This is a genomic window from Paenibacillus sp. FSL E2-0177 (assembly GCF_037992975.1).
In the GTDB taxonomy this organism is placed as follows: Bacteria; Bacillota; Bacilli; order Paenibacillales; family Paenibacillaceae; genus Paenibacillus_AQ; species Paenibacillus_AQ odorifer.
In genome coordinates this window covers 3,840,270-3,864,769 of the sequence record NZ_CP150307.1, presented here as the reverse complement: position 1 = coordinate 3,864,769, position 24,500 = coordinate 3,840,270, and the positions used below count along the sequence as shown (strand labels likewise).

Here is a 24,500-nt window from a genome sequence, read left to right as displayed (position 1 = left end):
AGTTACTAAAAAGCTGATTATGGGAACAAGTGCAGATTTTCCTCCGTACGAATTCCATAAAGTAGTGGACGGAAAAGATACCATCGTAGGTTTTGATATCGACATCGCTAAGGAAATTGCTGCCGACATGGGCGCTGAGCTTGAAGTTAAGGATCTGCCTTTTGATTCACTGCTTAACGAATTGTCCAGTGGACGCGTAGATATGGTGATTTCCGGTCTTAGCCCGACTGAAGAACGCAAAAAAGCGGTTGAACTTTCAGATATTTATTACAAAGCAGAGCAAGCTATTGTAGTACGCGAAGCAGATAAAGATAAATACGCTACTATGGATGCGGTGAAGGGTACAAAAATTGGTGTACAGACAGGCTCTATTCAAGAAGAAATCGCCAAAGAGATTGAAGGCGCAAAGATCACCTCTCTTGGTAAAATCTCCGAGATCGTTCTGCAATTGCAATCTAACCGTATCGATACAGCAATTATTGAAGGACCTGTAGCCAAATCTTTTGTTAAGAATTTAGCGGGTCTTGTAATTACCGATGCTAAGCCTGAAGTAGAAGATGATGGATACGCAATTGGTATTAAAAAAGGCAATACAGAGCTTCTGGATAAAGTAAATGCTACACTTAAACGTCTAGAATCAGAAGGTAAGATTGATGAATATGTAGCGGCTGCCAGCGAGCTTGCTGAAAGCACGAAGTAAGGAATGTATATTGTTTTAGGTCTGCTGAAGTAAATTGTATGTGTATTACAGAAAATAGCGGAACTTTGCTATTTTCTATTTTTTTGGAGATAGGAGGATAAGATATTGGATATTACTTTATTTAGAATGGCTTATGATTATCGTGATCTTTTCTTGACTGGACTACAATATACCTTGCTACTTGCTGTTCTTGGTGTATTATTTGGCTTCATTCTTGGGATTATCGTCTCTCTACTACGCATGTCAAAATGGAGAGTGTTACGTTTCTTAGCCACAGCTTGGGTTGAATTTTTGCGGGGCACTCCAATGCTTGTGCAATTGTTTCTCATCCATTACGGGCTGGCGACGTTTGGGATTGAGTTTACTCCGATTCAGTCCGGGGCGATTACACTCTCCATTAACAGTTCTGCTTATCTGGCAGAGATTTTTCGTGCCGGGATTCAGGGTGTCGATCGTGGACAAACGGAGGCCGCACGTTCACTTGGAATGAAACAAGGGATGACCATGCGTCATATTGTACTTCCTCAGGCACTTAAAAGTGTTCTTCCGGCAATCGGTAATGAGTTCATTACCATTATCAAGGAATCATCGATTATTTCATTTATCGGAGTAACGGATTTGATGTTTCAAGCTCGTACAGTTACAACGATTTCGTATGATGGCATGACACCACTCGTGATTGCTGCATTTATGTATTTTGTTCTAACATTTACGCTTTCCAAGATCCTAGGTAGACTCGAAAGGAGGCTGAATACCGATGATCGCCGTTAAGAACCTGCAGAAGCATTACGGAAAGCTGGAGATTCTCAAAGGAATCGATTTGGAGATTAAAAAGGGTGAAGTTGTCGTTGTAATCGGGCCCAGTGGTTCGGGAAAAAGTACCTTTCTGCGCTGCTTGAATTTATTGGAGCAGCCTACAGGTGGAGAGATCACTTTTGAAGGGGAATCGATCACCTCAAAGAAGCATGATATCAATGCAACGCGTGAGAAGATGGGGATGGTTTTTCAGCAGTTTAACCTTTTTCCGCACAAAACCGTTCTGCAAAACATTACGCTCGCACCGATTAAAGTAAGAAAACAGCAGCAGGCCGTAGCCGATAAATTCGCAATGGAGCTCCTCAAGACTGTAGGGCTTGAAGATAAAAAGGATGTTTATCCAGCTCAATTGTCCGGTGGACAAAAGCAGCGGATCGCGATTGCTCGTGCATTAGCCATGCAGCCCCATGTGATGCTTTTTGATGAGCCTACCTCAGCGCTTGATCCGGAAATGGTAGGAGAGGTACTTGAGGTTATGAAAAAGCTTGCCGAAGACGGAATGACAATGGTTATTGTTACACATGAGATGGGCTTTGCCCGTGAAGTGGGTGACCGCATTCTGTTTATGGATGGCGGGTTCATCGTTGAACAGGGTACTCCTGAACAAGTATTTGGTAATCCTACACATGCTCGGACTAAGGATTTTTTAAGTAAAGTATTATAAAGAATTCGTCAAAACGGCCCTGGACAAGTATCCAGTGGCCGTTTTGTTATAGGGTCCTGAGGGTAATGTGGGAATATATCGCTGGGGGCTGAGTTCATTTATTTATGTAAACCATGTATAATAGATGGTCAGTCAATCAACAGGAAAAGGAGTACATACATAATGAGAGATGATCTACGCCGGATAGGCATTATTGATATTGGTTCGAACTCCATTCGTCTTGTAATTTATGATACAACGCGCGAAGGAGGCTATAAGATCATCAAGGAGTGTAAGTACTCCGCTCGCCTTAGTGAGAAGATTACGAAGGAGAATAGACTGGAACAAAAGGACATGGAAACGATTGTTCCGGTCTTGCGGCAGTTTAAGGAAATCTGCAATGCTTTTGCAGTGGAAACCATTCGTGCGGGTGCAACGGCAGCCATTCGTAATGCGGCTAACTCAAGTGAAATAATAAGCTTTTTGTCACAATCCTCTTCCATTCCGATTGAGGTGATCAGTGGCCACCAGGAGGCATATTATGGCTTCTTGGGTGTTATTAATGCCTTTAATGTAGAGGATGGTTATGTCATTGATATTGGTGGCGGGAGTACTGAAATCACTCTTTTTTGTGAGCGGCGTTATCAACACAGCATTTCTTTCCCGTTCGGGGCAGTAAATACCAACCTAATGTTTGGCCAAGGTGGGAATTGGAGCGATGAGCAGATTCACAAGCTGCAGACCTTTGTCCTGGGCAGACTGGTTGAGCATGATTGGCTAAATGCCAAAGCTGGACTTCCTTTATTCGGTTTAGGAGGGACGGTTCGTTCCTTAGGGAAGCTGGATCAGAAGACACGAGCATACTCATTGCCTAACTCCCATGGCTATACGATGACCAGTGAGACGATCGAGTACTTTATGAACACCCTACCTTCAATGCCTTACGAAAAACGTAAGGATTTAGATGGATTATCTAAGAGTCGGGCGGATATCATTGTATCCGGGTTGATTATTTTCCATACGGTGTATCAGTATATTGGGGCGAGTGAGGCGGTAATCAGCGGGGAAGGGCTCAGAGAAGGCTTGCTGCATGATCTGCTGGAGCCGGAGCAGCCAGTGCGTGATAGTGCATTGGAATATAGCTTAAACACGATCATTCGCTTTGATATTCATACTTCTAAACGGTATTTAGATCATATCAACAAGCTAGCACTCAGCCTGTTTGACGCATTTAAAGATGAATCGAATAGAGCAGAGCACGAGATGTTAATTTACGTGTCCATCATGCTGCATCGTACGGGAACGAATATTAACTATTACCAATCCAAAAGACATACTTTGTATTGGTTGATGAATTCACCAATTCGTGGACTTACCCACCGTCAGCTTATTCTTTGCGCCATGATTGCCTCATACAGCACAAAAAGCCGGAAGCAGAAATTGTCCCAACAACATAAGGACATTTTGCTGCCATCCGACGAAGAGTGGATTCATAAGCTCGGGTCGCTTGTCCAGCTTAGCATTGCGTTGGACAGCACGGAGATTGGAATTGTAAGCGGCCTGAAGGCCAATCTGCACGGCAATACGCTTCATCTGGACTTAGAGGGCGCATCGTCACTGCTAATTGGCCTAGAGGACATTGAGAACGCGATAAAAGCATTTAAGAATGCTTGGGCGGTGAAGGTAAAACTCGGCTTCCCTTCCAACGTGTAACATCCATTGCAGCAAACTGGCTCCGGAAAGGGGCCTTTTTGTCGTCTGGTTGTTCGTAATATCCATTAGCCTGCAAGAAGCTGGCTTTAACATTATCTTTTAGAGACAACTCTAGAATCTTGACGATCTGTTTACGGATGCCGCTGTCTCTGACAGGACACATCAGCTCAATCCGGCGGGTTAGGTTTCTAGTCATCCAGTCGGCACTGGATAAATACACCTCAGGTTTGCCGCCATTTTCGAAATAATAGATCCGGGAGTGCTCCAGAAAACGGTCTACAATACTGCGTACGGTAATGTTTTCGCTTAAGCCCTCTATTCCCGGACGTAGGCAGCAAACCCCTCGCACGATTAAGTCAATGGAGACTCCGGCTTGGGCTGCGCTATATAAATCGTCTATTACTTGCTGATTAGAGAGCGAGTTCATCTTGGCGATTATGCGAGCGGGTCTGCCTGCCCGTGCATGTTCAGCTTCACGCATCATTAGCTTTTGCAAGGATAAGCTCATATTCGTCGGTGCAACAATGAAGGAATGCCAGTCAAAATTAGCCGAATATCCAGTCATTTGATTAAACAGCTCAGAAGCGTCCAGTCCGATATCGCTTTGGGCGGTGAATAGACTGAGATCCGTGTAGGCCTTGGCTGTACTGTCATTATAATTTCCTGTGCCTACATGCACGTAACGGCGCAGTTCAGGGCCTTCCTGGCGGACAATCAAGGTCACTTTGGCATGCGTTTTGAGTCCGATCAGACCATAAACGACATGACAGCCTGATTTTTCAAGCTGGCGTGCCCAAGCGATGTTCCGTTCCTCATCAAATCGAGCTTTTAACTCTACAACCACTGTAACTTGCTTACCAGACTCCGCAGCATTGGCTAGTGCAGTAATAAGTGGAGAATTTCCACTGACACGGTATAAGGTCATTTTAATCGCCATCACTTGCTCATCCTCTGAAGCTTGAATGATAAAGTCTGTCATTGCATCAAAAGACTCGTAAGGGTGGTAGACTAATACATCCCGTTCACGCAGCACCTCGAAGAAATCCTCATTTTCTTGAAATTCAGCAGGATAAACCGGCTCAATAGGTGGATAGTTCATGTAACCAAAACCTTTTAAGCTTCCGGCAAAATTACGAAGAAAGCCTAGATCAAGCGGACCTTCAATTTCAAATACGAAGTCCTCCAGCTCAAATTCCGCTTGCAGCTGCTCAAGAGCATAGGGATGGATACCTTTTTGTACTTCCAAACGGGCTGGCACCCCGCGACGACGCTTGCGCAGCTCTTTTTCGATCTCTTCCAGTAGATCCTCTGCACCTTCCTCATCGATTGTAAGATCTGAGTTACGAGTCAAACGAAACTCACTAACCGCAACAGGTTCGTAACCGCTGAATAAGGTTTGAATGTGATGGCGGATCACATCTTCAATAAATACAAATTGTCTTTTCTTACTATTAGAGCGGTGGGGAAGAGGGATACATCTTGGCAGATTCGAAGGAATTTGCAGGATAGCAAAATAAGGCTCCTCTTCAAGACCATTCTTACGAGTAAGAACAACAGCTAGGTAGATAAACTGGCTGTGCACGAGTGGAAACGGCCGGCTCTGATCAACAGCCATTGGCGTTAGTACAGGATAGATGATATCCCGGTAATACTGTTCTATGGACTGCTCTTGGGCATGGGTAAGATCCTCATAATCCACAAATACGATGCCTTCTTTATGCAAACTCCGCGAAATATCACGGAACGTCCGGTATTGATCGGCAATGATTTTGGTTACGCGTTTGATGAGGCGTTTATACAGCCCGGAAGGGGTGTAGCCTGTGAAATCTTTTTTAGTATAGCCCGCCCGGATCTGATCCTGAATTCCCGCCACACGAACGCTTATGAATTCATCCAGATTGCTCGAGACGATCGCCAGAAATCTGGCACGTTCCATTAAAGGGTTATCAGGGTCCTGCGCCTCCTTGAGTACGCGGCGGTTAAATTCGATCCAGCTCAAATCCCTATTGAGGTAAGCAGTGGCTGGACTGCTCTGATTGTTTTTAATCTCTTCTGTATTCATGGGACCTCCAAATATGCTTCGATGTCTATATCTCAAATCTATTTATCATATTCTATCATTTTACTATTGGATGAGGCACGAAATGTTAAATCTATGTAAAATCTCAAAGAATATTATTTAATTATCTTATATAATAGGATGTGATTGTCGCTATTTAGTTAACATAATCAAAATTACGTTAACTTCTTAATGGACAAAAGACAATAATTAAACATGTTATTTCAGAATGGTAACAATTACATACGCATAGGTTACAAAATTGTGATATATTAAGTCCTGTCAGTTTTACAAATGACAACAATACATCAGGACATCACACAAGATGTACATAAGTACAGGAAATGTACACGAGCGTATACGGAAGTCATACCGCTTACGCCCATCTAAAGAGGAGGCATTTATGAAGAACAAGTTCAGAACCATTAAAACCCTTGCTGCAGTTATGGGAATTAGTGCATTGCTGCACACCGCTCCTGCTTTTGCAGACAGCGTTCATATTGCAAAGGAAGGCAATACTTTCTATACTCTATCTCAGCAATACAATGTCGGTGTTAATGATTTAATGAAAGCTAATCCAAACGTTGCTGCTCTTAATATTTACGATGGACTTAAAATAACGATCCCAAGTAAAATGCAAGCAGAGTCTGTGGCTACGACAGAAACTCCAGTGCTTACACCAAGCCTGAATGTTACTCCAGAATCAAAAACAGTTGAAGCATGGGGCAAGTCCTTTAACTACGAGAAATCGATACAAGTTAAGGCTTCTGCTTATTCCTCAGCGGCTAGTGAGAATGGAGGCTGGGGTGCCGTTGATTATTTCGGGAACCCACTCAAGCTAGGAACCATCGCAGTTGATCCAAGTGTAATTCCTCTCGGAACAAAAGTATTGGTTACCGGACATTCACACGCAGGATTGCCTAAAGAAGCTTTTCTGGCTACTGCAACCGATATGGGAAGTGCCATTAAAGGTAACCGGATCGATATCTTTATCCCAGGCAGCCAAAGCTTTGTAGCCGATTTTGGTTATCAATATGTACAATTATACATTGTTAAATAGCTAGATAAAAATATAGAGATATGAAATGGTTTTAAATAGGTTAAACAAGAAACGGAGGGAGTCCTTAGCGGCTGCCTCCGTTTCTTGTTTATTTATTTTTAGAGACCTGCAGCAATTGAGGAACGGTAACGAAAGAATAGCCACGTTTACGCATAATCGTGATAACCTCAGGTAAAGCCTGAATCGTTCCGCGAAGATCACTACCCGGCCCACCTCCACCATGCTGAAGGATAATTGCTCCTTTTCCAGCATTAGCTAAGATGTTATTTCTAACTTGAGTTTTGGAAAGTCCCTTCCAGTCCAACGAATCCACATTCCAATTTACAAGCTTATAACCATGATTTTTTGCCCATCTCAACTGTTGCTCAGAGATATCTCCATAGGGTGGACGAATCAAGCGTGGTTTATATCCGGCTAAGGTTTGAATAATGTTCTCGGTCTCAATGATCTGTGATCTGAAATCATGCATCTTTAGCTTTACAAACTGAGGATGATCATAAGAGTGATTTCCAATAGCATGTCCTTCTCTAATCATCCTCTTCACTAGAGCGGGATGTTTCTCAGCTCGGCTTCCCACCACGAAGAAGGTTGCTTTGACATGATATTTCTTAAGAACATCTAGCAATTGGGGTGTAAACCTTGGGTCAGGCACATCATCAAAAGTTAATGCGATGACTTTATTCCGAGGACCGCTGGTCTTAAAGGTCTCGGGATATTTGTGTAATAGCTGACTCAGAGACAAGCCCTTAGTGTTCTTATTGTTGCTGCTCGTTGAATTATTTGTAGTAGAAGTTCCCGCAGATATCGCCTTGTCTTCGTCAGTGGTTTGCGTGCTTTTAATTTGATCCTGCGAGGATTTCTGACTCTGAGCTGGGGCTGAAGCAACCTCTGCTGAAGAGGTTGGAAATAGCAGGACAATGATTGATCCTAATACTACTAGCAGTTTCTGGACTCTCCGTTGATCATACATCCCCATATGCCTCCTTTACTACCTGATCATCACCATATTCTTCATTGTTATCTCCATTGAAGGATGAATTTATGCCGTTTCTTCAAGGGCTCTGGTAAAGATTTCTTGCACACCCTAATGCGTGTATACTAAATAGAACGGGATATTCCCGGGCCAATTATAGACAGGTGGAAGGATGGGGACAAGGATGTCAGAATTGTTTGCACCTTATGAATTGAAGGGTTTAACGCTGAAAAATCGTATTGTTATGCCGCCTATGTGCCAGTATTCGGTGGATAAAGAGGATGGAATTCCTAATGATTGGCATTTTGTTCATTATGTAAGCCGTGCTGTTGGAGGTACTGGTCTAATCATTGTCGAGATGACTGGAGTCCATCCAGACGGTAGAATAACGAACCGGGATACAGGGATTTGGAGTGATACACATATAGAGGCTTATCGTAAGCTCACAGATAGTGTACATGCCTATGGGGCAAAAATAGCCATTCAACTAGGTCATGCTGGACGTAAAGCAGTCGATGCTGAACCGCCGGTTGCCCCTTCTGCAATTCCATTTGATGCTCGTTCTAAGCAGCCACAGGCGCTTTCTAAGGAAGGCATCCTTGAGATGATAGAAGCCTTTCGTGCTGCCGCTCGTAGAGCTGTGGAGGCAGGATTTGATACTGTGGAGATTCATGGTGCGCATGGCTACTTAATTCACCAGTTTCATTCACCTCTGACCAACATCAGATTGGATGAATATGGACAAGATCCAGCACTTTTTGGAGTACAAGTAGTTACAGCAATCCGAGAAGTAGTGCCAGTAGATATGCCCTTGATCATGAGGGTTTCCGCGAAAGAATATGTTGATGGTGGATATGATGCTGACTATGCCCTGGCGTTTTGCCGCCGATATAAGGATGCTGGAGTGGATATGTTCCATGTGTCTTCAGGTGGTGAAGGTCCCATTGGCTCTAATGGTGGACCTAATGCGGGCCCAGCCTACCAAGCAGATCTGGCAGAATATATTCGCAGTGGATTACAAGTGCCAGTAATTGCGGTAGGACGGCTTGAAGCCTATTCTGAGGCACAGTCCATCATTGCAGAAAAAAGGGCGGAGCTTGTAGCTATTGGCCGTGGGATGTTAAGTGATCCTTATTGGGCTTTACATGCTGAAGAAGCGCTTGGTGGCGTACATGATGTACCTAAACCTTATGAACGTGGGATTTGGAAAAGAGGCTAGAGCGTTTTGGATGTGAAGTTTGTCACAGATTTTATGCTCCTTCTAAGGCAATCTTAATAAAGATAAAATTTGAAGGAGCTTGATAACGTGGGGACGGTTCTAAGTAACGAACGGCTGACAGATGGTGTGTATCACCTTAAGGTAGAGACGAATAGTGGCGGAGCAATGGGTCAATTCTACATGTTACGGGCATGGGGAGCTTACCCCATCCTATCCAGACCCTTAAGTATACATGAAGTACACGAGGATAGTGTTGAATTTCTGTATCACGTCGTTGGGGAAGGTACGGAGATATTATCACGACTGGGTTCAGGTGATTCGGTAGAGCTTGAGGGCCCTTTTGGAAATGGATTTCCACAGGTCGAAGGGAAGGTTGCACTCATCGGCGGTGGGATCGGAATTGCACCGCTTTATTATTGCGCGAAGCAGCTTCCGGGGAGTGATATTTTTTTGGGCTTTAGCCGTGAAGCTTACCGGACAGAAGCGTTTCGCCCACTTGCAAGTGAGCTTGTAGTCGATGTTGGCGGTTTAATTTTGGATAGTGTGGATTTCAGCCAATATGATCATGTCTTTGTCTGCGGCCCACACCCTATGCTTAAAGCTGCTCAACGTAAAGGCATTGCTGCTGAAGAAGCAGGCAGTAGAACGAAAGTATACCTTTCTCTAGAGAACCGAATGGCTTGTGGGATTGGAGCCTGTCTGGTCTGCAGTGTATCCTGCCGTGATGGCCAAAAGAAGGCCTGTGCAGACGGACCTGTGTTTCTTTCTGAGGAGGTGCTTTTCCATGACTAAGTTGAACACAACAATTGCTGGCGTTCATTTTAAAAATCCAATTATAATGGCCTCTGGAACGTTTGGTTTTGGCCGTGAATATGGCAAGCTGTATGATGTGTCTCTGCTGGGCGGAATCTCTGGCAAGGGGTTAACCCTCAATCCGAAAGCGGGGAATCCCGGCACTCGTGTATACGAGACAGCTTCTGGTATGCTGAATAGTGTGGGACTCGAGAATCCGGGTGTAGCTGCATTTTTAGATAAAGAATGCCCTTATTGGGAAACACTCGACACCGCTCGTTTGGTCAACCTGGGTGGAGGCACACTTGAAGATTATGTTCTTGGAGCTGAGATGATTCAGCGGGATGCAGATGCTCGTGCGAGTGCAGGTAAGACAGCAGTAGACATGATTGAATTGAATATTTCTTGTCCAAATGTTAAAGAGGGCGGCATTGCGTTTGGGATCCAAACTTCAGAAGCTCAAAAAGTAGTACAGGCTGTTAGACGCGCAACTAAACTGCCCCTCGCTGTAAAGCTGTCGCCGGGAGCCGAAAATATCGTTGAAATGGCACAAATGTGTCAGGAGGAGGGTGCAGACGCTGTCTCGCTCATCAACACTATCTCAGGAATGAAGATTGATGTCCGGCGCAGAAGCAGTGTATTCAATAACTTATATGCTGGATTGTCTGGACCTGCGATTAAGCCTGTCGCTCTGCGTATGGTGCATCAAGTTGCACAAAACGTAACGATTCCCGTGATCGGAATGGGTGGCATCACTTCAGCAACGGATATCATCGAGTTTATTATGGCAGGTGCTGCAGTTATCCAAGTGGGAACTTATAATTTCATGAACTTGCGTGCAGGTAGTCAGCTAGTTGCAGAGCTTGAGCAATTTATGGTTGAAGAAAATATTCAATCACTAGAGGAAATACGGGGCATTATATAAAGTGAAGTAGTGAGGGGAATACTATTGACTACTAACCAGATTGATCCTGAGAATATTGAGCTGAAGGCGACGGCTGTCGGACGTGATCTCTTGCTCTTAATTAGTGGAGGGGTTCGGCATATTGGTGCCACGAGTACTGCTTATCTGGAGGGGGAGCAGATTAAAGTACTGACTTCAGCGGTTCCTCATCATAAAGAGCACACGATAAGCGAGCCCATTGCGATCAGAGTAGCTGAAGCGCTGAACAAGACGGTCACAGTAGTGATGGGGATTCATTACGACAATCTCACGAAAGAAGGTATTATGGAAGTCGTGGAAATTGTGAATTTAAAAGTAAATCAATATTTAGCGCAACAAATATGAAACGGTAGTGGCAATTCTACGTAAAAGATAGCATGTGAGGAATTAAATTATCTTTTGGAGGAATGAAACCATGTCTATATTTAAAAGATTGCGCGATTTAACCATGTCTAATGTGAACGCGATTATTGACAAAGCAGAAGACCCGATTAAAATGACAGATCAATACATTCGTGATATGACCGAAGATTTAGAAGATGCAGAAAAAGCTGTAGCGGCGCAAATCGCCATTGAGAAGAAATTCAAACAGCTGTATGAAGAACAAGAAGCGCTTGTTAACAAACGCACCCAACAGGCTCATGCAGCAGCTCAAGCGGGTAATGTTGACCTTGCTCGCCGCGCTCTGGAAGAGAAAAATGCTGCTGAAGCTAAACTGGTAGAATACAAAGCCAGCTTTGATCAGAACAAAGCCTCTGCGGATAACCTTCGTGGCAAGCTTGAAGAGATGCGCAAACAGCTTACCCAAATGAAGAACAAACGTGAGACATTGGTTGCACGTTATAACGCTGCCAAAGCTCAAACCGAGATCAACAAAGCAATGAGCGGATTTAGTTCCGATTCAGCGTCTGCAGGACTCAAACGTATGGAAGATAAAATGCTGCAAGCAGAAGCTCAGGCTGAAGCCAGCAATGAGATGAGTTCAGGCAATAAATCTCTGGATGATGAATTCGAGAAGCTGAACAAAGATCAAGCGGTTGAAGATGAACTGGCGGCTCTGATGAAACAATACGAGAAGCAATAACATTTGATCTTTAGCCGGTTCACGGCTGGTGTTCACAGGCGAAGGGGAGACAGAAATTCGTTTCTTCTTCGCTTTATCTATGCTTATGAAAGGCATGCAAAATGATTAAGCGGGGGCTATAGAATGGATCTCCATATTCTGGTGTCCATGGTCGTGTGGACGGTGAGCGGCGCTGTGTTGCTGTTTGTACTGATGTATATAGATTCACTTTTTACTCGTTATAACGATATAGAAGAGTTAAAGGCTGGAAATATGGCGGTGACTACACGGTTTGTAATGAAGCTTTTAGCTCAGGCCTTCATTTTATCTTCATCGATAGCGGCTTCCAATAGTTTGCCAGATGCGTTGCTGATTTCGTTGGTATCATTTTTGCTTTTGTTAATTTTAGAAAGAACGGTTCGACTTCTACTAGCAAATTGGGGGAAGCTGGATCTGGATCATGGTACACAGCTTGGTAAAATCGGATATGGCCTGCTATCAGGTTCACTGCAAATTACGGGTGCTTTAATTATTACTGCCTTTATGTAGGAGGAACGATCAAGTTGAGTATGTGGAAACGTATAGGTAACCTTTTCTCTAAGCCAGCGCCTCAGGAAGTTCAAAAAAGTATGCTTAATTTGTCTCCCGGAGACATTTGTGAAGTATCGCTTGTCACCTATGAAGTTACTGGCCGGACACATAATCGGGGCCGTAATGCTGTTGTTCTGACCCTTAGAGATGGAAGCCGGATAGCTTATCTTCATATAGAAGAGCGGGAACAGCTGCAATATGGATTGTACAGACCAATCGATGGGCGGTTAGATAATCCTGCTGAGGTTCCAGCAACGCTTGAGCTCGATGGCTATACATTTTTCCTGGAGGAAGAATATGAAGGTTTTGTTGCTGTTGCAGGTCAGACTCCATTTATGAACGGTGGAGAGCAGCATGTGTGGCAATATCAATCAGATGATTCACGTCTACTGCGTGTAGAGTGGCAACATGGACGGTTTATGCTTTATGAAGGGGAGAAAATAATCCCTGGGGATGTAAAGGTAATTAGAGCATCCTAGACTAGTAGAGAAGTAACGGATCACTATACCGGAAAAAATATTGTAGAAAAGGCTGCTGCCCATAAACATGGATGGTGGCCTTTTGTGTTTATAATTTTACTTCAAGAGGTCTCATGTTAAAATAATACCTATTACTGCAAACATCGAAGTTTCAGAACGGAGGTCTTTATGAAGGATAATAGATTTCAGCGTGAAGCGCTGCAAGTAAAAGAAGCTCAGGCCAAAATAATCAAATATGCCAATCCGCTAGAATCAGAAGACGTATCGCTGGATGAGTGTTGTGGACGTTATTTGGCTGAAAAAGTGATCGCTTCACACCCATTTCCTGCGTTTAATCGTTCGAGTATGGATGGATATGCGATTATCGCGGGGGATACCCGTAACTGTGTTAATGGACAAGTGGTATGGTTAGAAATTGTGGATAATATTCCGTGTGGCGCAGTGCCTGCGGTAGATATAACTCCGGGAACAGCCGCAAGAATTATGACGGGTGCACAAGTACCGGTTGGTGCAGATGCTGTGGTGATGCTGGAGGTCACGGAGAGACGTGAAGAGGAAGGAAAGACTTACGTTGGAATTCGAAAAAAACTAGAAGCAAACAGCAATATCACACCTCAAGGTTTCGAATTAAGCCAAGGTGATCTTGTATTGCCTACAGGAAGGTTAATCTCTGCGGGGGATATAGCTGTTCTTGCAGCGTTTGGATTACATACCGTGAAAGTCTATCGTCGTCCCAAGGTAGCCATCTTTGCCACAGGAACAGAGCTGCTGGAAGTGCATGAGCCGCTGGAGCCTGGCAAAATCCGCAATAGTAACTCCCCTATGCTAGAAGCTCTAGTCAAAGAAACAGGGGGTGTTCCAGTAATGTTAGGCGCTATTGTGGATGATCTGGAGCTGGCTAGAAGTAAAGTACAGATGGCGCTGGAAACTTATGATTTTGTGATTACAACGGGTGGCGTTTCTGTGGGGGATTATGATATCATGGGCGACTTGGTTCGCGAACAAAGTGGTAATATGTTGTTCAACAAAGTGACGATGCGTCCAGGAAGCGTAACTACTGCTGCGGTTAGAGGGGGTAAGCTGCTGTTAGCTTTATCCGGGAATCCGGGGGCTTGTTTCGTTGGGTTTCAACTGTTTGCACGGCCTGTGATTTCACTGATGCAAAGTGCTTCTCAGCCTTTTTTACCGGAATGGAGCGCTACACTCGGCACAGATTATAAAAGAGTGAATAATTTTACTAGATTTGTGCGAGCTCGGTTAGAAATTAAAGACGGCAGCCTGTTTGCTTATCCGGCAATCATTGATGAATCTTCCGTAACGGTCACGATCAAGGATAGCGACTGTTTGATAGTTGTACCCCCAGAAGAAAAAGGGCTATCTGCCGGAGATAAGGTAACAGTGATCAAGCTGCCAGGAGAGATTCGGGGCTAGATGTGGAGGGTACTCTGGCCATCGAGGATTAAAAGGTATTTGATATCCACGCACGCACAGAAATCGCCATATAATTGCTTAGCCAACGTTATTATTTCCAACATTTCAACATATGAAAAATTCACAATAGATAAGCAAAAAAATAGCGTTCGTGCTAACCCAATAGTCGCTTACAACCGGTTTAAAGGGGGATTTTACCCCATAAATTAGAATAAGAAAACCCACTTGCGTACCGTAAGTGGGTTTTTAGTGCAACTATAAAAGGGTTAGGGGTGCCCGCCGGATGTACTCAAATTTGAAAAAAAGCGAGAATGAAATGTCCGGGTAGGCGACACTATCATAGCAATTCTCCTATCGGAAGAGTCGCTGCTCTGCTGGTTGGAGTTATTAGCCTGCACCACTGCCGAGATTAATCCCCCGCGGATGCTTAAGGACTCAGATGATCTTATTTGCAAATTTATCACTTTTTAAGCGGGGTTTCGGACCTCAGCGTCGCTATTTCATAGAATGGAGCTCATAATTGCGTATTTCAGGCCAATAGCGACCTTGGGGTCCGTTGGCAATCCAAATGTGAGATAATCCTGCGTTTAAGGTCCGCTGGGTCTGATAACAACTCTGCACTAGCGAAGAGCGGCTACTCATCCGAAGTATAAGCTCCCCTTGGTGATGATTAATTATCGGCACGCCGCTCGATCGCCTCGGACATCGTTTTATCCGTTAGATGAGCGTAGATCTCAGTTGTTTCGGTGGATGCGTGCCCGAGTTGTTCCTTCGTTTTATAAATATCATTTTGCAGATAATAATCTGTTGCAAAAGAATGACGCAGCTTATGAACCGTAAGATACGGTTTACCAAAGCGTTTAGCGTACTTAATAATCATTTCTTGAATCGCACGTTTGGTCATACGTTTGCCTTCTTGACGCCCGTTAGGGAGAGAGATAAACAAGGCTTTTTCTCTCTTGGGTGTTTTGTAGCGGGATTGGCGCAGACTAAGATAAAGAGCTAGATCATCTTTAGCTTGCTCTCGAAAATAGACAGGTGTCTTGAACGTTTCGTCATTATTCCCTTTGCGGGTGACATATAGCAGCTTGTTGTTAACATCCAAATCGTCTACGTTTAGATTGACTACCTCAGACACACGCAGGCCAGAGTTCAGAATTAAGCTGGCAATACAGGCGTCGCGCTCATGATTTAATTGAAACGAATAATAAGCCTGTTTGTTACCTTCCACATCCCGTCCATAACCTTCATAAATGTACCCCACAAACTCCAGTAATTCCTCATCTTCCAAAATCTTACCCTTTAACTTAGCGGCAGTATCCTTTGGCTTATGTGTTCGTTTGACCTCAACCTTAGCCATAATGTTGCGTTTAAGCAATGGATAAAAGTTCTCATCCTCGGCGATTTGACTTAAATAATGAAATAAGGAGCGTAATGCAGATAACTTACGGGATACAGTAACTCGAGTGTTCGTTCCCTCGGCGCGGGTAGTTAGATGCAACCGGTATCCGACAATACTGTCCATATGTAGGGTTTCCAATTCTAGAAGTGTGATCTCGGTATTTGAGCCGGCTTGAGATAAGCCCTCTGCACGCAACCAGCCGAAAAAAGATTCATAATCCCGGATATACTCCAGCAGTGTGGAAGGGGAGAGATCAGGGCGTTTATAATCAATAAACTGCTGAACGAACCAGGGCATGAGGGGTAGCTTTTGATCAAGTTTTTTACGGTCATCGTTCTTTTGAACGCTCATGTGATTCACCTTTTTCCATAGATTGCATAAAATCTCTTCCTTCTATCTTAACATGTTTTGTCCCAGATTGGACTTCGAATGAAGGGGAAACTAGGTCCGAGCCTTGCTCCTGATGCCGCTAAGCTTTATGATGTGAAGTAAACATAAATGTCAGAGGTGCACATAATGAAACTTGAAATTGAGCTGGTTCCCAAAGAACATAAGCATACTATAAGCAGATTAATGCAGTTCTACCTATATGATTTCACCCGTTATTTAGAATTTGATGTCAATCAAGACGGGGTATTTCCGGCCTATCCGGGTCTAGAAGCTTATTGGAGTAGCGGAAATAATAAATTCGCATATTTGTTTAAGGTGGACGGGCATATTGCTGGTTTTGCTTTGGTGGACAGGTTATTGCGTAATCCTGAAGGCCAGTTTTATATGACTGAGTTTTTTGTGATGCAAAAATACCGCCGAAGTGGTGTAGGTACATGGGCTGCGCATAAGCTCTTTGATATGTACTCTGGGGAATGGAAGGTTTCACAAGTCCGTGCGAATATACCTGCTCGTGATTTCTGGCATAAAGTGATCGGGGACTATACCCATGGAGAGTTTCAAGAGCGCTTTAATCCACAGCAAGGCAACCCCAGCCAATACTTCAACACATTAACTATTAATAGGATTAAGAAATAAAAACCGTTATATTGCTGGTTTCTTTTAGCTATGGAGCTTGCTACTAACGGCAAATGGATTGAAAAAGGGGCTAAGCGAGTGAGCGCTAGACAGTAGAGAATGACAAAGAGAGCGTCAAGACGGAAGGTCAGGAAATTGTGATTTTTTATAAAACTGGCTAGCTATTAAGAACATATACGAATTGTGATGTAGGGAGCATCTTATGCTCTCTATTGGAGTTAACATAACATTTATTATGTCAACCTATTAAACCATTCACCATAAAAAAGGTCGTTGGTTTATTTTTTGTGTTCAAAATACCCAGTCAGTGAGGGCAATATTGCATATCTTATGATGTACTCAATTACAAAGGAGGAGTCAACAATGGGCGAATTTGCAGGAGGATACGGTGGTTTCACTTCCACAGGAGCTATTCTGGTTCTGTTTATCCTGTTGGTTATCATTACTAAAACCCTCTGTCTGTAATCCTTTAACTTCACAAATTAAAGGTTCCGTCAGTCTAAATGACTGGCGGATTTTTTATGTCCGATATGTACATTGGGGGAGGAGAATACATGTGACTAAGGAGATTGACATAAAATAATTCAAAATATATATTAAACAATGTTCAAATATTAAACGGTGTTCAATCCACAAGGAGACGAATTTATGACTAAAGAACAACGAAAAGTACGTGAGCGTGAAGAAATGAGAAATCTGATCCTGCAAAATTCAGCTTTATTGATTGCCGAAGAGGGAATAGAGAAGCTGTCTATCCGAAAAATCGCTGAGAAAATCGAATATTCACCGGGAATTATTTATCATTATTTTAAAGGCAAAGAAGAGATTATCGAGAACTATTTGCAACAAAAATATACGGATATGCTTTCTGAGCTTCAGTCTGTGCAACAAGAGGTACAGCAGGAATTACCTCCAGATACACTTTTAAAACGATCATTGGAGAAGTTCATCAGGATGTCTCTTTCTATGGGTGTAGAATACCGGAATGTCATGCTAAACGATGCACCGGTTGTTCTTAGTTACACGGCTGTTCTATTTAGAGGAGCTGCACAGGAACGTAAAGCGATTGGGATGCTCTGCCAGGGCCTGCTCAGATTTGAAGCACAAAAAAACCGTGAAGAAGCTTTCGTAGAACTCACAGCTCAGGTGATATGGAGTGCAGCGTTCGGTTTAATTATGCGGTTGCTTGTCGAAAAGGATCTGCCTAATGATCAGGTCGAAGCTCTGATTTCATGTCATTTGGATTCAATGGTTGCTATTGCCTCCAGGTGAAATCTAAATATTTTCATGGAGGAGGGGGAGGGTGTTATAAAACATATAAGGAAAGTCGTAGTGCTGTCGGTGTTGATTTCGGTTATTGCAGTGTTTGCAACAGCAGTTGGGTTGTTTTCAGATGGGATAAGTGATGGAACAAAATATACTTTCACGTCAATATGGGGCGAGGATGTAAAGCTTCAGGGGTCAGGAGTGTACAGCCATGATTCTGTCTCTGCGGCGGCACAAGCTAAAGCACAGGATGGAGTTACATTATTTCTTGCCATACCTTTACTGCTCAGTTCACTCATCATGACAATTAAAGGCTCGATAAAGGGGAGGATGCTCCTTACGGGCACTTTGGGGTACTTTTTATATACTTACGCATCCTACAGCTTTCTGACGATGTACAATTCATTGTTTTTAGTTTATGTGCTGTTGTTTTCTTTAAGTTTTTTCGCATTCATCCTAGCCTTATTTTCCTTTGATAAAGAATCCATACATACTTACTTTAAAAACAGTTTACCTTCTAAAGGAATCGGCTTTTCCCTATTGGTTATTGCTTTTATGATTTTATTGCTCTGGTTAGGGAAAATACTGAATTCACTACTGGGGGGAACACCGCCACAAGGGCTAGAGCACTATAGTACATTGGTAATTCAAGTTTTGGATCTTGCGATCTTAGTCCCATTAGCAATTGTAACGGGGATTATGGTCATTCGTAGACAACCTTTTGGGTACCTACTGGCAACTGTCGTTGTTTTTAAAGGAGTTACATTACTGCTAGCAATTACGGCAATGCTGGTGGCAATGATCTATAGCGGTGTGGCTGTGTCTATAGCCGAGTGTGTAATTTTTCCGACGATGACTGTAGCTATTGCTGCTTGTATGGTTATTTTGTTAAAGCATGTACGTGAACCCTTAAGATAATATGTGACCAGCGAGCGGCAGGGAGTGATTAGAATGAAGACAATAATTATGTATACCTCGAAATATGGGTGTGCGGAGAAAGCGGCTTATTTATTAAAATCTCAACTGGGCGAAGAAACCGAAGTAGTTAACCTGATGCATGCTAAAGAGCCGACACTGGAACGATATGATACGGTCATCTTGGGAGGATCTATTTATTATGGAAAAATCCAAAAACAAATGACTGATTTTACAACAAAACATCAAAATGAACTAGGGAAAAAACGAGTAGGATTGTTTGTTTGTGCAGGAGCAACAGGTGAACAGGCCTCACAAGAATTGAAATCTGCGTTTCCAGAAGTGTTATATGACCAATCGGTGACGAAAGAAGTTTTTGGAGATGAGATCTATGAAGAGAAGCTAACTTTGTTAGACCGGTTTGTACTGCGGATGGTAAAAGGAAAAAATAAGAACGTAAATGGGTTATCCAAAGAGACGATAGAGCGTTTTGCTCTTGCTATGAAAAGGTTGTGAAAGTGAGTGGACGATCGAGCTTCTGAACGCACTTCGGATCATAGTTAACATAATTATTATTATGTTAACTGTGATTTTGACATTCAAAAAAAGTAGTCCTTCTTGTGAGAAGAGAGTAACTTCCTCGTATTGAGTCTCTGTTCATCGAAACATGAAAAAACCCTACAGAATCGTGCAGATAAAGTCGGGAAGATAAAAACCATCTCTGATAACCTTATAATTAACGAGGGGAGGCAACGTCATGGATACGCTGGTACAACTGAACAAAGCAATAAACTATATTGAGGAGAACCTAACAAATCCCATTGATTATCAGGAGGTTGTGAAAATAGCCTGCTGTTCGGAATATCATTTTACTCGCATGTTCTCATTCCTAGCAGGCATTACTCTGTCGGAATACATCCGGCGTCGACGTCTAACTTTGGCAGCACTCGAGCTTTCACAAAGTAATATCAAAATTATCGATACCGCTCTGAAGTATGGTTATAATTCGCCGGATTCCTTTTCTAGGGCTTTCCATAGCCTGCATGGGGTTAGTCCTTCAGAAGCTCGGGTCCATGGACATTCCCTTAAGGCGTTCCCTCGGATGTCGTTTCAGCTGACTATCAAAGGAGGAAATGAAATGAATTACCGGATTGAAAACAAAGAGTCTTTCCGCATCGTGGGCATAAAAAAACGGGTTCCAATCATTTTCCAAGGGGTCAATCCGGAGATTGCGTCTATGTATGAAGGGTTGACGCCGGAAATGATTGATGAGATGAAGAGATTTTCTGATGTTGAGCCCTCAGGGTTTATAAGCGCCTCTACAAATTTTTCTGAAGGACGTATGGAGGAAAAAGGAGAGTTCGATCATTATATTGGCGTTGCCACTACAAAAGACTCATGGAATGGCTTGGAACAGCTGGAAGTGGCGGCCTCTATGTGGGCTGTATTCACAGTCGTCGGCTCTTTTCCGAGTGCGCTACAAGAGATCTGGGGGCGAATATATTCGGAATGGGCTCCGTCATCGGGATATGAGCTAATTAAAGGGCCTGAAATTCTATGGAATGAGCACAAAGATATCACATCGCCAAATTTTAAAAGTGAAATATGGGTGCCTATCACTAAGAAATAAAAGAGTTTGGTTGGACTATTGAAACTGAGCGCTGAATATCCTTTCACAACGAAGCTGCCGCGAAAAATCATTCCGGCAGCTTCGTCAAGCTATAGGCAGGATATTTCGAAAATGTTGTAGAAGTACAACCTATCGTGTTAATGACAGAACGGGAAAATCATATTTACTCCGCATTCATGACCCTTTTATAGAGGACATGAAAGGTCTGCAACATACATACAGCGGCATTCTTGGAGAATTGCAAATGCTTGAGAAGCTGGGAAGCTGGAGCACCAACGAAATACAGGCTCCCGTAAGAAACAATGAGGGTGAACTTATTACGATCATTGAATACGAAGGTGAACTGCTAAACTGCTCCGTCCTCACCTGGTTGGATGGAAGAGACATGAATATGAATGATGTTAACAATCTTGAACTGGTAAAAGAACTGGGATCTCAAATAGCAGAACTGCATACTTTTTTTCGGCAGTACGAACATTCAGGTATGGAGATTCGCCCGAGTCAAGGCAAAGCTTATAATGAACGGATGATCCGTGTGATTCATTCGGGTGTGAAAAAGAATTTATTTACGCCTCCTGATGCTAATGTCATTGAACAAACGCTGCAATTGATCAACTCCCGGTTAGATGACCATGGCGGGGAGGCTGGCCCGGACCTTATTCATGGGGATTTGTGTATGGGTAATATCATCATCACAACCGAAGGAAAGGTGCGTTTTATCGATTTTGGCTTTTTCGGAAAAGGTTATGCTTTACTTGATGTAGCCATGGGAGCTATGATGCTGCCTTCCGATCGAAGAGATACTTTCCTAAAGGGTTATTACAGAGAGTGTGAAAATACAGCGAGTGATCTACTACAGTTAGAAGGTTTAATGTTGGTCGCTATTATTGGGTATTACGTCTTCCAGATAGAGAATGTACATGTTCATGATTGGATGCGTGAAAGAATGCCCAAATTATGCGCTGAGTATTGTCGCCCCTTCCTCAATGGTGAAAGTATATTTTATAAAATATGAAATGGAACGTTCAGGTTGAACTAACGAGGACTGGTATGTTTGATAAAAATTGATTATAACCGTTTATCACCAAACGTGTTATCAAAAAAATAGTAAAATAATACTGTTAAGCGCGATGGCTGTCGATTAGCATTTATTTCGATTATATTCTAACAAGGAATGAAAGGGGGAATGGTGTTGATTGAACATAGCAATCTTGAAGAATTTCAAGATCCGGTAAATTACGATCTTGAATTTGACGGTGAAATGGACAAATATCAGTTCTATCTTGAGCTTGCCAGATCGAGTCCTGGGGAAGTGTTAGAACTTGCTTGTGGTACAGGCTTAACAACGATCCCCCTCTCGAAAGCCGGTATAACAATGACCGGTGTAGATATCTCTTCAGCGATGATTGCGTATGCGCGGTTGAAGGCGAAAGGGCTGACTGTTACTTTTATGGAAGGTGATGCCCGTACCTTCGAATCGGACAAGCGATTTTCGATGATTTATTTGACTGGTAATGCTTTTCAGGCATTTTTAAGTGATCAAGATCAAAGCGATTTGCTCACGACCGTTCACAAACATTTACAACCTCATGGAATCTTTGCATTTGAGACCCGAAATCCGGAGGGAACGGATTTATCCGATCAAGAGGAGACAGAATGGGGATCATTTATTGATAAGGATGGAAATAACGTCAAGGTATCAGGCACCCAATGTTACGATGCTGGCCAGCATATCATGCATTGGGTCACGATGCGTGATTGGGGGTATAAGCGAACGACCTCCCGAATTGCTTGTCGGTTCACGGATCCGAATACGCTACATTCTTTATTAACTCGTCACGGCTTTTGCGTCGAACATCAATATGCTGACTGGGATAAAATGCCGTTTTCTCTGTCATCTTCATCTATCATTAGTGTTTGTAGGAAATGTTAGGAGAAACGTAATGCATTGCGATAGACCCCCCCCTCAGATTGAGGGGGATTTTGTTGTTTCTAAGTTTAGCATCCTTTTCGCATTAAGAATTTAATCGGTCCGCGGGCCATTCGTTTTCTGCTCAATAAATAAAAAAGAAGTCGACCCTCTCGTTGGTCGGCTTCTAATTGTTCTATTGCGCGGTCAGGATTTGTGGTCCTTCAGAGGTGATGGCGATCGTATGCTCGTATTGGGCGGCGAGCTTGCGGTCCAGCGTCCGGGCGGTCCAGCCGTCCTGATCAATTGTCATGTTGTAGGTGCCTTCAGTGATCATGGGCTCGATCGTGAATACCATGCCTTCCTTGATGCGGGGGCCTTTGCCGGGCTTGCCGACATGCATATAGGTCGGCTCCTCGTGAAGGTCACGACCGATGCCATGAGCGAGAAGGTCGCGCACGACACCGAAGTTGTTCGATTCGGCATGCCGCTGGATTGCGCTCGTCACGTCTCCGAGCCGATTGCCGGGCTGTGCCTGCGCGATGCCGAGGTCAAGGCACTCCTTCGTGACGCGCATCAGCTTCTCAGCCGTCGGTGAGATCTTCCCGACCGCATAGCTCCAGGCTGAATCGCCGAGCCAGCCGTCGAGCTCCGCTACCGTGTCGATCGTCACAATATCGCCTTCCTCAAGTGGCTTATTTGTAGGGAAGCCATGTGCAATTACGTCGTTGACGGAGGCACAGGTCGCATATTGATAGCCATTGTAACCCTTCGTGTATGGTTTGGCGCCGTGCTTCAAAATAATATCCTCGAATATGCGCTCAATCTCGTTCGTTGTGATGCCCGGTTTGATGAGCGGGGCAATTGTGCGATGGCATTCGGCCACAACCTGGCATGCCTTGCGTATGGCTTCGATTTCATACTTGCTTTTTAAGATAACCATGTTTGTATTAGGACTCCTTTGTAATAGCTTGCATCGCGAGCTGGGCAATTCGATCGATGTCCAACTCGGAAGTGTTCGCATAGTAGTGCAGACCGCAGCAGCTGACCAACACGGCAAGCATAAGGTCGACGCTGTCGTCTTCGCGCTGGATGATCGATTGGAGTGGAACATACAGTCTTTCCGTGAATCGTCTTTTGGCAGGATGCCGATCTTTCTCTGGCAAGCCTGTAAAATGTTCCGCTGCCATTTTGTAGACGAGATATGCGCGGGCATCTGACTGCCACAACCGGAGTAACGTCTTGCAATACGTTAACAACTGCCTGTCGTCAGGGGTGTCCCGGCTGATGTTCGCCCATTGAGTCAGGGTTTGCTCACATCGCTCGAAGCCGCTGCTCAGCACATCTTCTATTAGTAAATGCCGGTTGGGGTAATAATGGTATACCGTGCCATAACCGAGACCAGCCTCGCGGGCGACGTCGCGAATATCAAAGCTTCCGCCCGTACGGAAGTAGGTGCGCGCGGCGAAGTCCAGGATTTGTTCCCTGCGCTGCATGCGTATGAGCTCATTTTGTTCTTTGGTACGGGGGCACATGGGCGCGTTAACCTCCTTTTTATAGACCTGCAAATTTGTCAATGTAAAGAGTGTAACGCATGAGGCGGAGAAATGCAATTGTTTGTTGGCGTTCGATGAAAACAACAAGGACACCATCATTGCGTCGTTAAAACGAAAGATGAAGAAGCTCGAAGAAGAAAATAAAAAGTTGCGAGAACAACTTAAGTTTTCCTATGCGGATGTCTATCAAAGGATTCGAGGGAATGACTGTTAACTTATTCACTTACGGGCAGCTTAGTTTAAGATCAGACTCGGTGAATCGTATCATAAATAGGGGCAAGTTTAACCCTTGAAACCAGTGAGCTAGGATCAAT

General features: G+C 43.8%; 24 protein-coding genes and 1 pseudogene. 20 read left to right on the top strand and 5 right to left on the bottom strand.

The genetic code is table 11. The features are described 5' to 3' along the window. Positions 1–7 precede the first annotated feature (7 nt). From MHI25_RS17280 to MHI25_RS17270, 3 genes and pseudogenes are all read left to right on the top strand, one after another. Positions 8–1,471: pseudogene (locus MHI25_RS17280) on the top strand (ABC transporter permease subunit); the annotation flags it as partial. After that, positions 1,458–2,180, top strand: coding sequence for an amino acid ABC transporter ATP-binding protein (locus MHI25_RS17275; RefSeq protein ID WP_076130044.1), 723 nt, complete (start codon positions 1,458–1,460; stop codon positions 2,178–2,180). The pseudogene MHI25_RS17280 and the gene MHI25_RS17275, both read left to right, overlap by 14 nt. Positions 2,181–2,342: 162 nt before the next feature. Next, on the top strand, positions 2,343–3,872 hold the full coding sequence (locus MHI25_RS17270; RefSeq protein WP_076218218.1) for a Ppx/GppA phosphatase family protein: 1,530 nt from the start codon (positions 2,343–2,345) through the stop codon (positions 3,870–3,872). Here MHI25_RS17270 and ppk1 read toward each other — a convergent pair. Next, positions 3,820–5,934, bottom strand: coding sequence for a polyphosphate kinase 1 (gene ppk1, locus MHI25_RS17265; RefSeq protein ID WP_076130046.1), 2,115 nt, complete (start codon positions 5,932–5,934; stop codon positions 3,820–3,822). The two genes, MHI25_RS17270 and ppk1, sit on opposite strands and share 53 nt — an antisense overlap. Positions 5,935–6,334: 400 nt before the next feature. On the opposite strand from ppk1, the gene MHI25_RS17260 reads away from it, so the two are divergent. Further along, positions 6,335–6,991, top strand: coding sequence for a 3D domain-containing protein (locus MHI25_RS17260; protein WP_076130047.1), 657 nt, complete (start codon positions 6,335–6,337; stop codon positions 6,989–6,991). Between the two features lie 88 nt (positions 6,992–7,079). On the opposite strand, the gene MHI25_RS17255 is transcribed toward MHI25_RS17260, so the two are convergent. Beyond that, entirely contained in the window at positions 7,080–7,961 is an 882-nt protein-coding gene (locus MHI25_RS17255) for a polysaccharide deacetylase family protein (protein WP_076184412.1), read from the bottom strand. 187 nt (positions 7,962–8,148) lie between these two features. On the opposite strand from MHI25_RS17255, the gene MHI25_RS17250 reads away from it, so the two are divergent. From MHI25_RS17250 to glp, 8 genes are all read left to right on the top strand, one after another. Further along, a complete protein-coding gene (locus MHI25_RS17250; RefSeq protein ID WP_076130049.1) occupies positions 8,149–9,183 on the top strand; it encodes an NADH:flavin oxidoreductase/NADH oxidase in 1,035 nt (344 codons plus the stop codon). 87 nt (positions 9,184–9,270) lie between these two features. Continuing rightward, positions 9,271–9,975, top strand: coding sequence for a dihydroorotate dehydrogenase electron transfer subunit (locus MHI25_RS17245; RefSeq protein ID WP_076130050.1), 705 nt, complete (start codon positions 9,271–9,273; stop codon positions 9,973–9,975). Continuing rightward, positions 9,968–10,900, top strand: coding sequence for a dihydroorotate dehydrogenase (locus tag MHI25_RS17240; RefSeq protein WP_076098788.1), 933 nt, complete (start codon positions 9,968–9,970; stop codon positions 10,898–10,900). The genes MHI25_RS17245 and MHI25_RS17240 overlap by 8 nt, the downstream gene beginning before the upstream one ends. A gap of 24 nt (positions 10,901–10,924) precedes the next feature. Then, complete coding sequence (locus tag MHI25_RS17235) at positions 10,925–11,263, top strand: hypothetical protein (RefSeq protein ID WP_256721057.1); 339 nt, start codon at positions 10,925–10,927, stop codon at positions 11,261–11,263. 70 nt (positions 11,264–11,333) lie between these two features. Then, on the top strand, positions 11,334–12,002 hold the full coding sequence (locus MHI25_RS17230; protein ID WP_036687619.1) for a PspA/IM30 family protein: 669 nt from the start codon (positions 11,334–11,336) through the stop codon (positions 12,000–12,002). Between the two features lie 123 nt (positions 12,003–12,125). Next, on the top strand, positions 12,126–12,530 hold the full coding sequence (locus MHI25_RS17225; RefSeq protein WP_076184410.1) for a DUF350 domain-containing protein: 405 nt from the start codon (positions 12,126–12,128) through the stop codon (positions 12,528–12,530). 14 nt (positions 12,531–12,544) lie between these two features. Then, positions 12,545–13,051 (top strand): DUF4178 domain-containing protein, encoded by a 507-nt coding sequence (locus MHI25_RS17220; RefSeq protein ID WP_340393760.1) that lies wholly within the window; start codon positions 12,545–12,547, stop codon positions 13,049–13,051. Positions 13,052–13,219: 168 nt separating this feature from the next. Continuing rightward, positions 13,220–14,482, top strand: coding sequence for a gephyrin-like molybdotransferase Glp (gene glp, locus MHI25_RS17215; protein WP_340393759.1), 1,263 nt, complete (start codon positions 13,220–13,222; stop codon positions 14,480–14,482). Between the two features lie 670 nt (positions 14,483–15,152). Here the strand turns inward: glp and xerS are convergent. Continuing rightward, positions 15,153–16,235 carry a tyrosine recombinase XerS gene (gene xerS / locus MHI25_RS17210; protein WP_076130054.1) on the bottom strand — a complete coding sequence of 361 codons (1,083 nt, stop codon included), beginning with the start codon at positions 16,233–16,235 and terminating at the stop codon, positions 15,153–15,155. A 165-nt stretch (positions 16,236–16,400) separates the two neighbouring features. Between xerS and MHI25_RS17205 the strand changes: the two genes are divergently transcribed. From MHI25_RS17205 to MHI25_RS17170, 8 genes are all read left to right on the top strand, one after another. Beyond that, a complete protein-coding gene (locus tag MHI25_RS17205; RefSeq protein ID WP_339281082.1) occupies positions 16,401–16,910 on the top strand; it encodes a GNAT family N-acetyltransferase in 510 nt (169 codons plus the stop codon). 363 nt (positions 16,911–17,273) lie between these two features. Continuing rightward, positions 17,274–17,375: a sporulation protein YjcZ gene (locus MHI25_RS17200; RefSeq protein ID WP_197069683.1), complete on the top strand. Its 102-nt coding sequence runs from the start codon at positions 17,274–17,276 to the stop codon at positions 17,373–17,375. A 183-nt stretch (positions 17,376–17,558) separates the two neighbouring features. Continuing rightward, the gene (locus MHI25_RS17195; protein ID WP_340393756.1) at positions 17,559–18,182 is read left to right on the top strand and encodes a TetR/AcrR family transcriptional regulator; all 624 of its coding nucleotides are present in this window, start codon (positions 17,559–17,561) and stop codon (positions 18,180–18,182) included. Positions 18,183–18,242: 60 nt separating this feature from the next. Next, a complete protein-coding gene (locus MHI25_RS17190; RefSeq protein ID WP_340393754.1) occupies positions 18,243–19,094 on the top strand; it encodes a hypothetical protein in 852 nt (283 codons plus the stop codon). A gap of 33 nt (positions 19,095–19,127) precedes the next feature. Next, positions 19,128–19,607 carry a flavodoxin domain-containing protein gene (locus MHI25_RS17185; protein ID WP_339168085.1) on the top strand — a complete coding sequence of 160 codons (480 nt, stop codon included), beginning with the start codon at positions 19,128–19,130 and terminating at the stop codon, positions 19,605–19,607. Positions 19,608–19,848: 241 nt separating this feature from the next. Beyond that, positions 19,849–20,721 carry an AraC family transcriptional regulator gene (locus MHI25_RS17180; RefSeq protein ID WP_076302589.1) on the top strand — a complete coding sequence of 291 codons (873 nt, stop codon included), beginning with the start codon at positions 19,849–19,851 and terminating at the stop codon, positions 20,719–20,721. A gap of 31 nt (positions 20,722–20,752) precedes the next feature. Beyond that, a complete protein-coding gene (locus MHI25_RS17175; RefSeq protein WP_340395690.1) occupies positions 20,753–21,736 on the top strand; it encodes a phosphotransferase in 984 nt (327 codons plus the stop codon). A 177-nt stretch (positions 21,737–21,913) separates the two neighbouring features. Continuing rightward, positions 21,914–22,654, top strand: a complete 741-nt coding sequence (locus tag MHI25_RS17170) for a class I SAM-dependent methyltransferase (protein WP_081383371.1) — start codon at positions 21,914–21,916, stop codon at positions 22,652–22,654. A gap of 172 nt (positions 22,655–22,826) precedes the next feature. On the opposite strand, the gene map is transcribed toward MHI25_RS17170, so the two are convergent. Together map and MHI25_RS17160 are read right to left on the bottom strand one after the other, a co-directional pair. Beyond that, positions 22,827–23,573 carry a type I methionyl aminopeptidase gene (gene map, locus MHI25_RS17165; protein WP_076302587.1) on the bottom strand — a complete coding sequence of 249 codons (747 nt, stop codon included), beginning with the start codon at positions 23,571–23,573 and terminating at the stop codon, positions 22,827–22,829. Between the two features lie 7 nt (positions 23,574–23,580). Then, entirely contained in the window at positions 23,581–24,285 is a 705-nt protein-coding gene (locus MHI25_RS17160; protein WP_248548709.1) for a TetR/AcrR family transcriptional regulator, read from the bottom strand. Positions 24,286–24,500 lie beyond the last annotated feature (215 nt).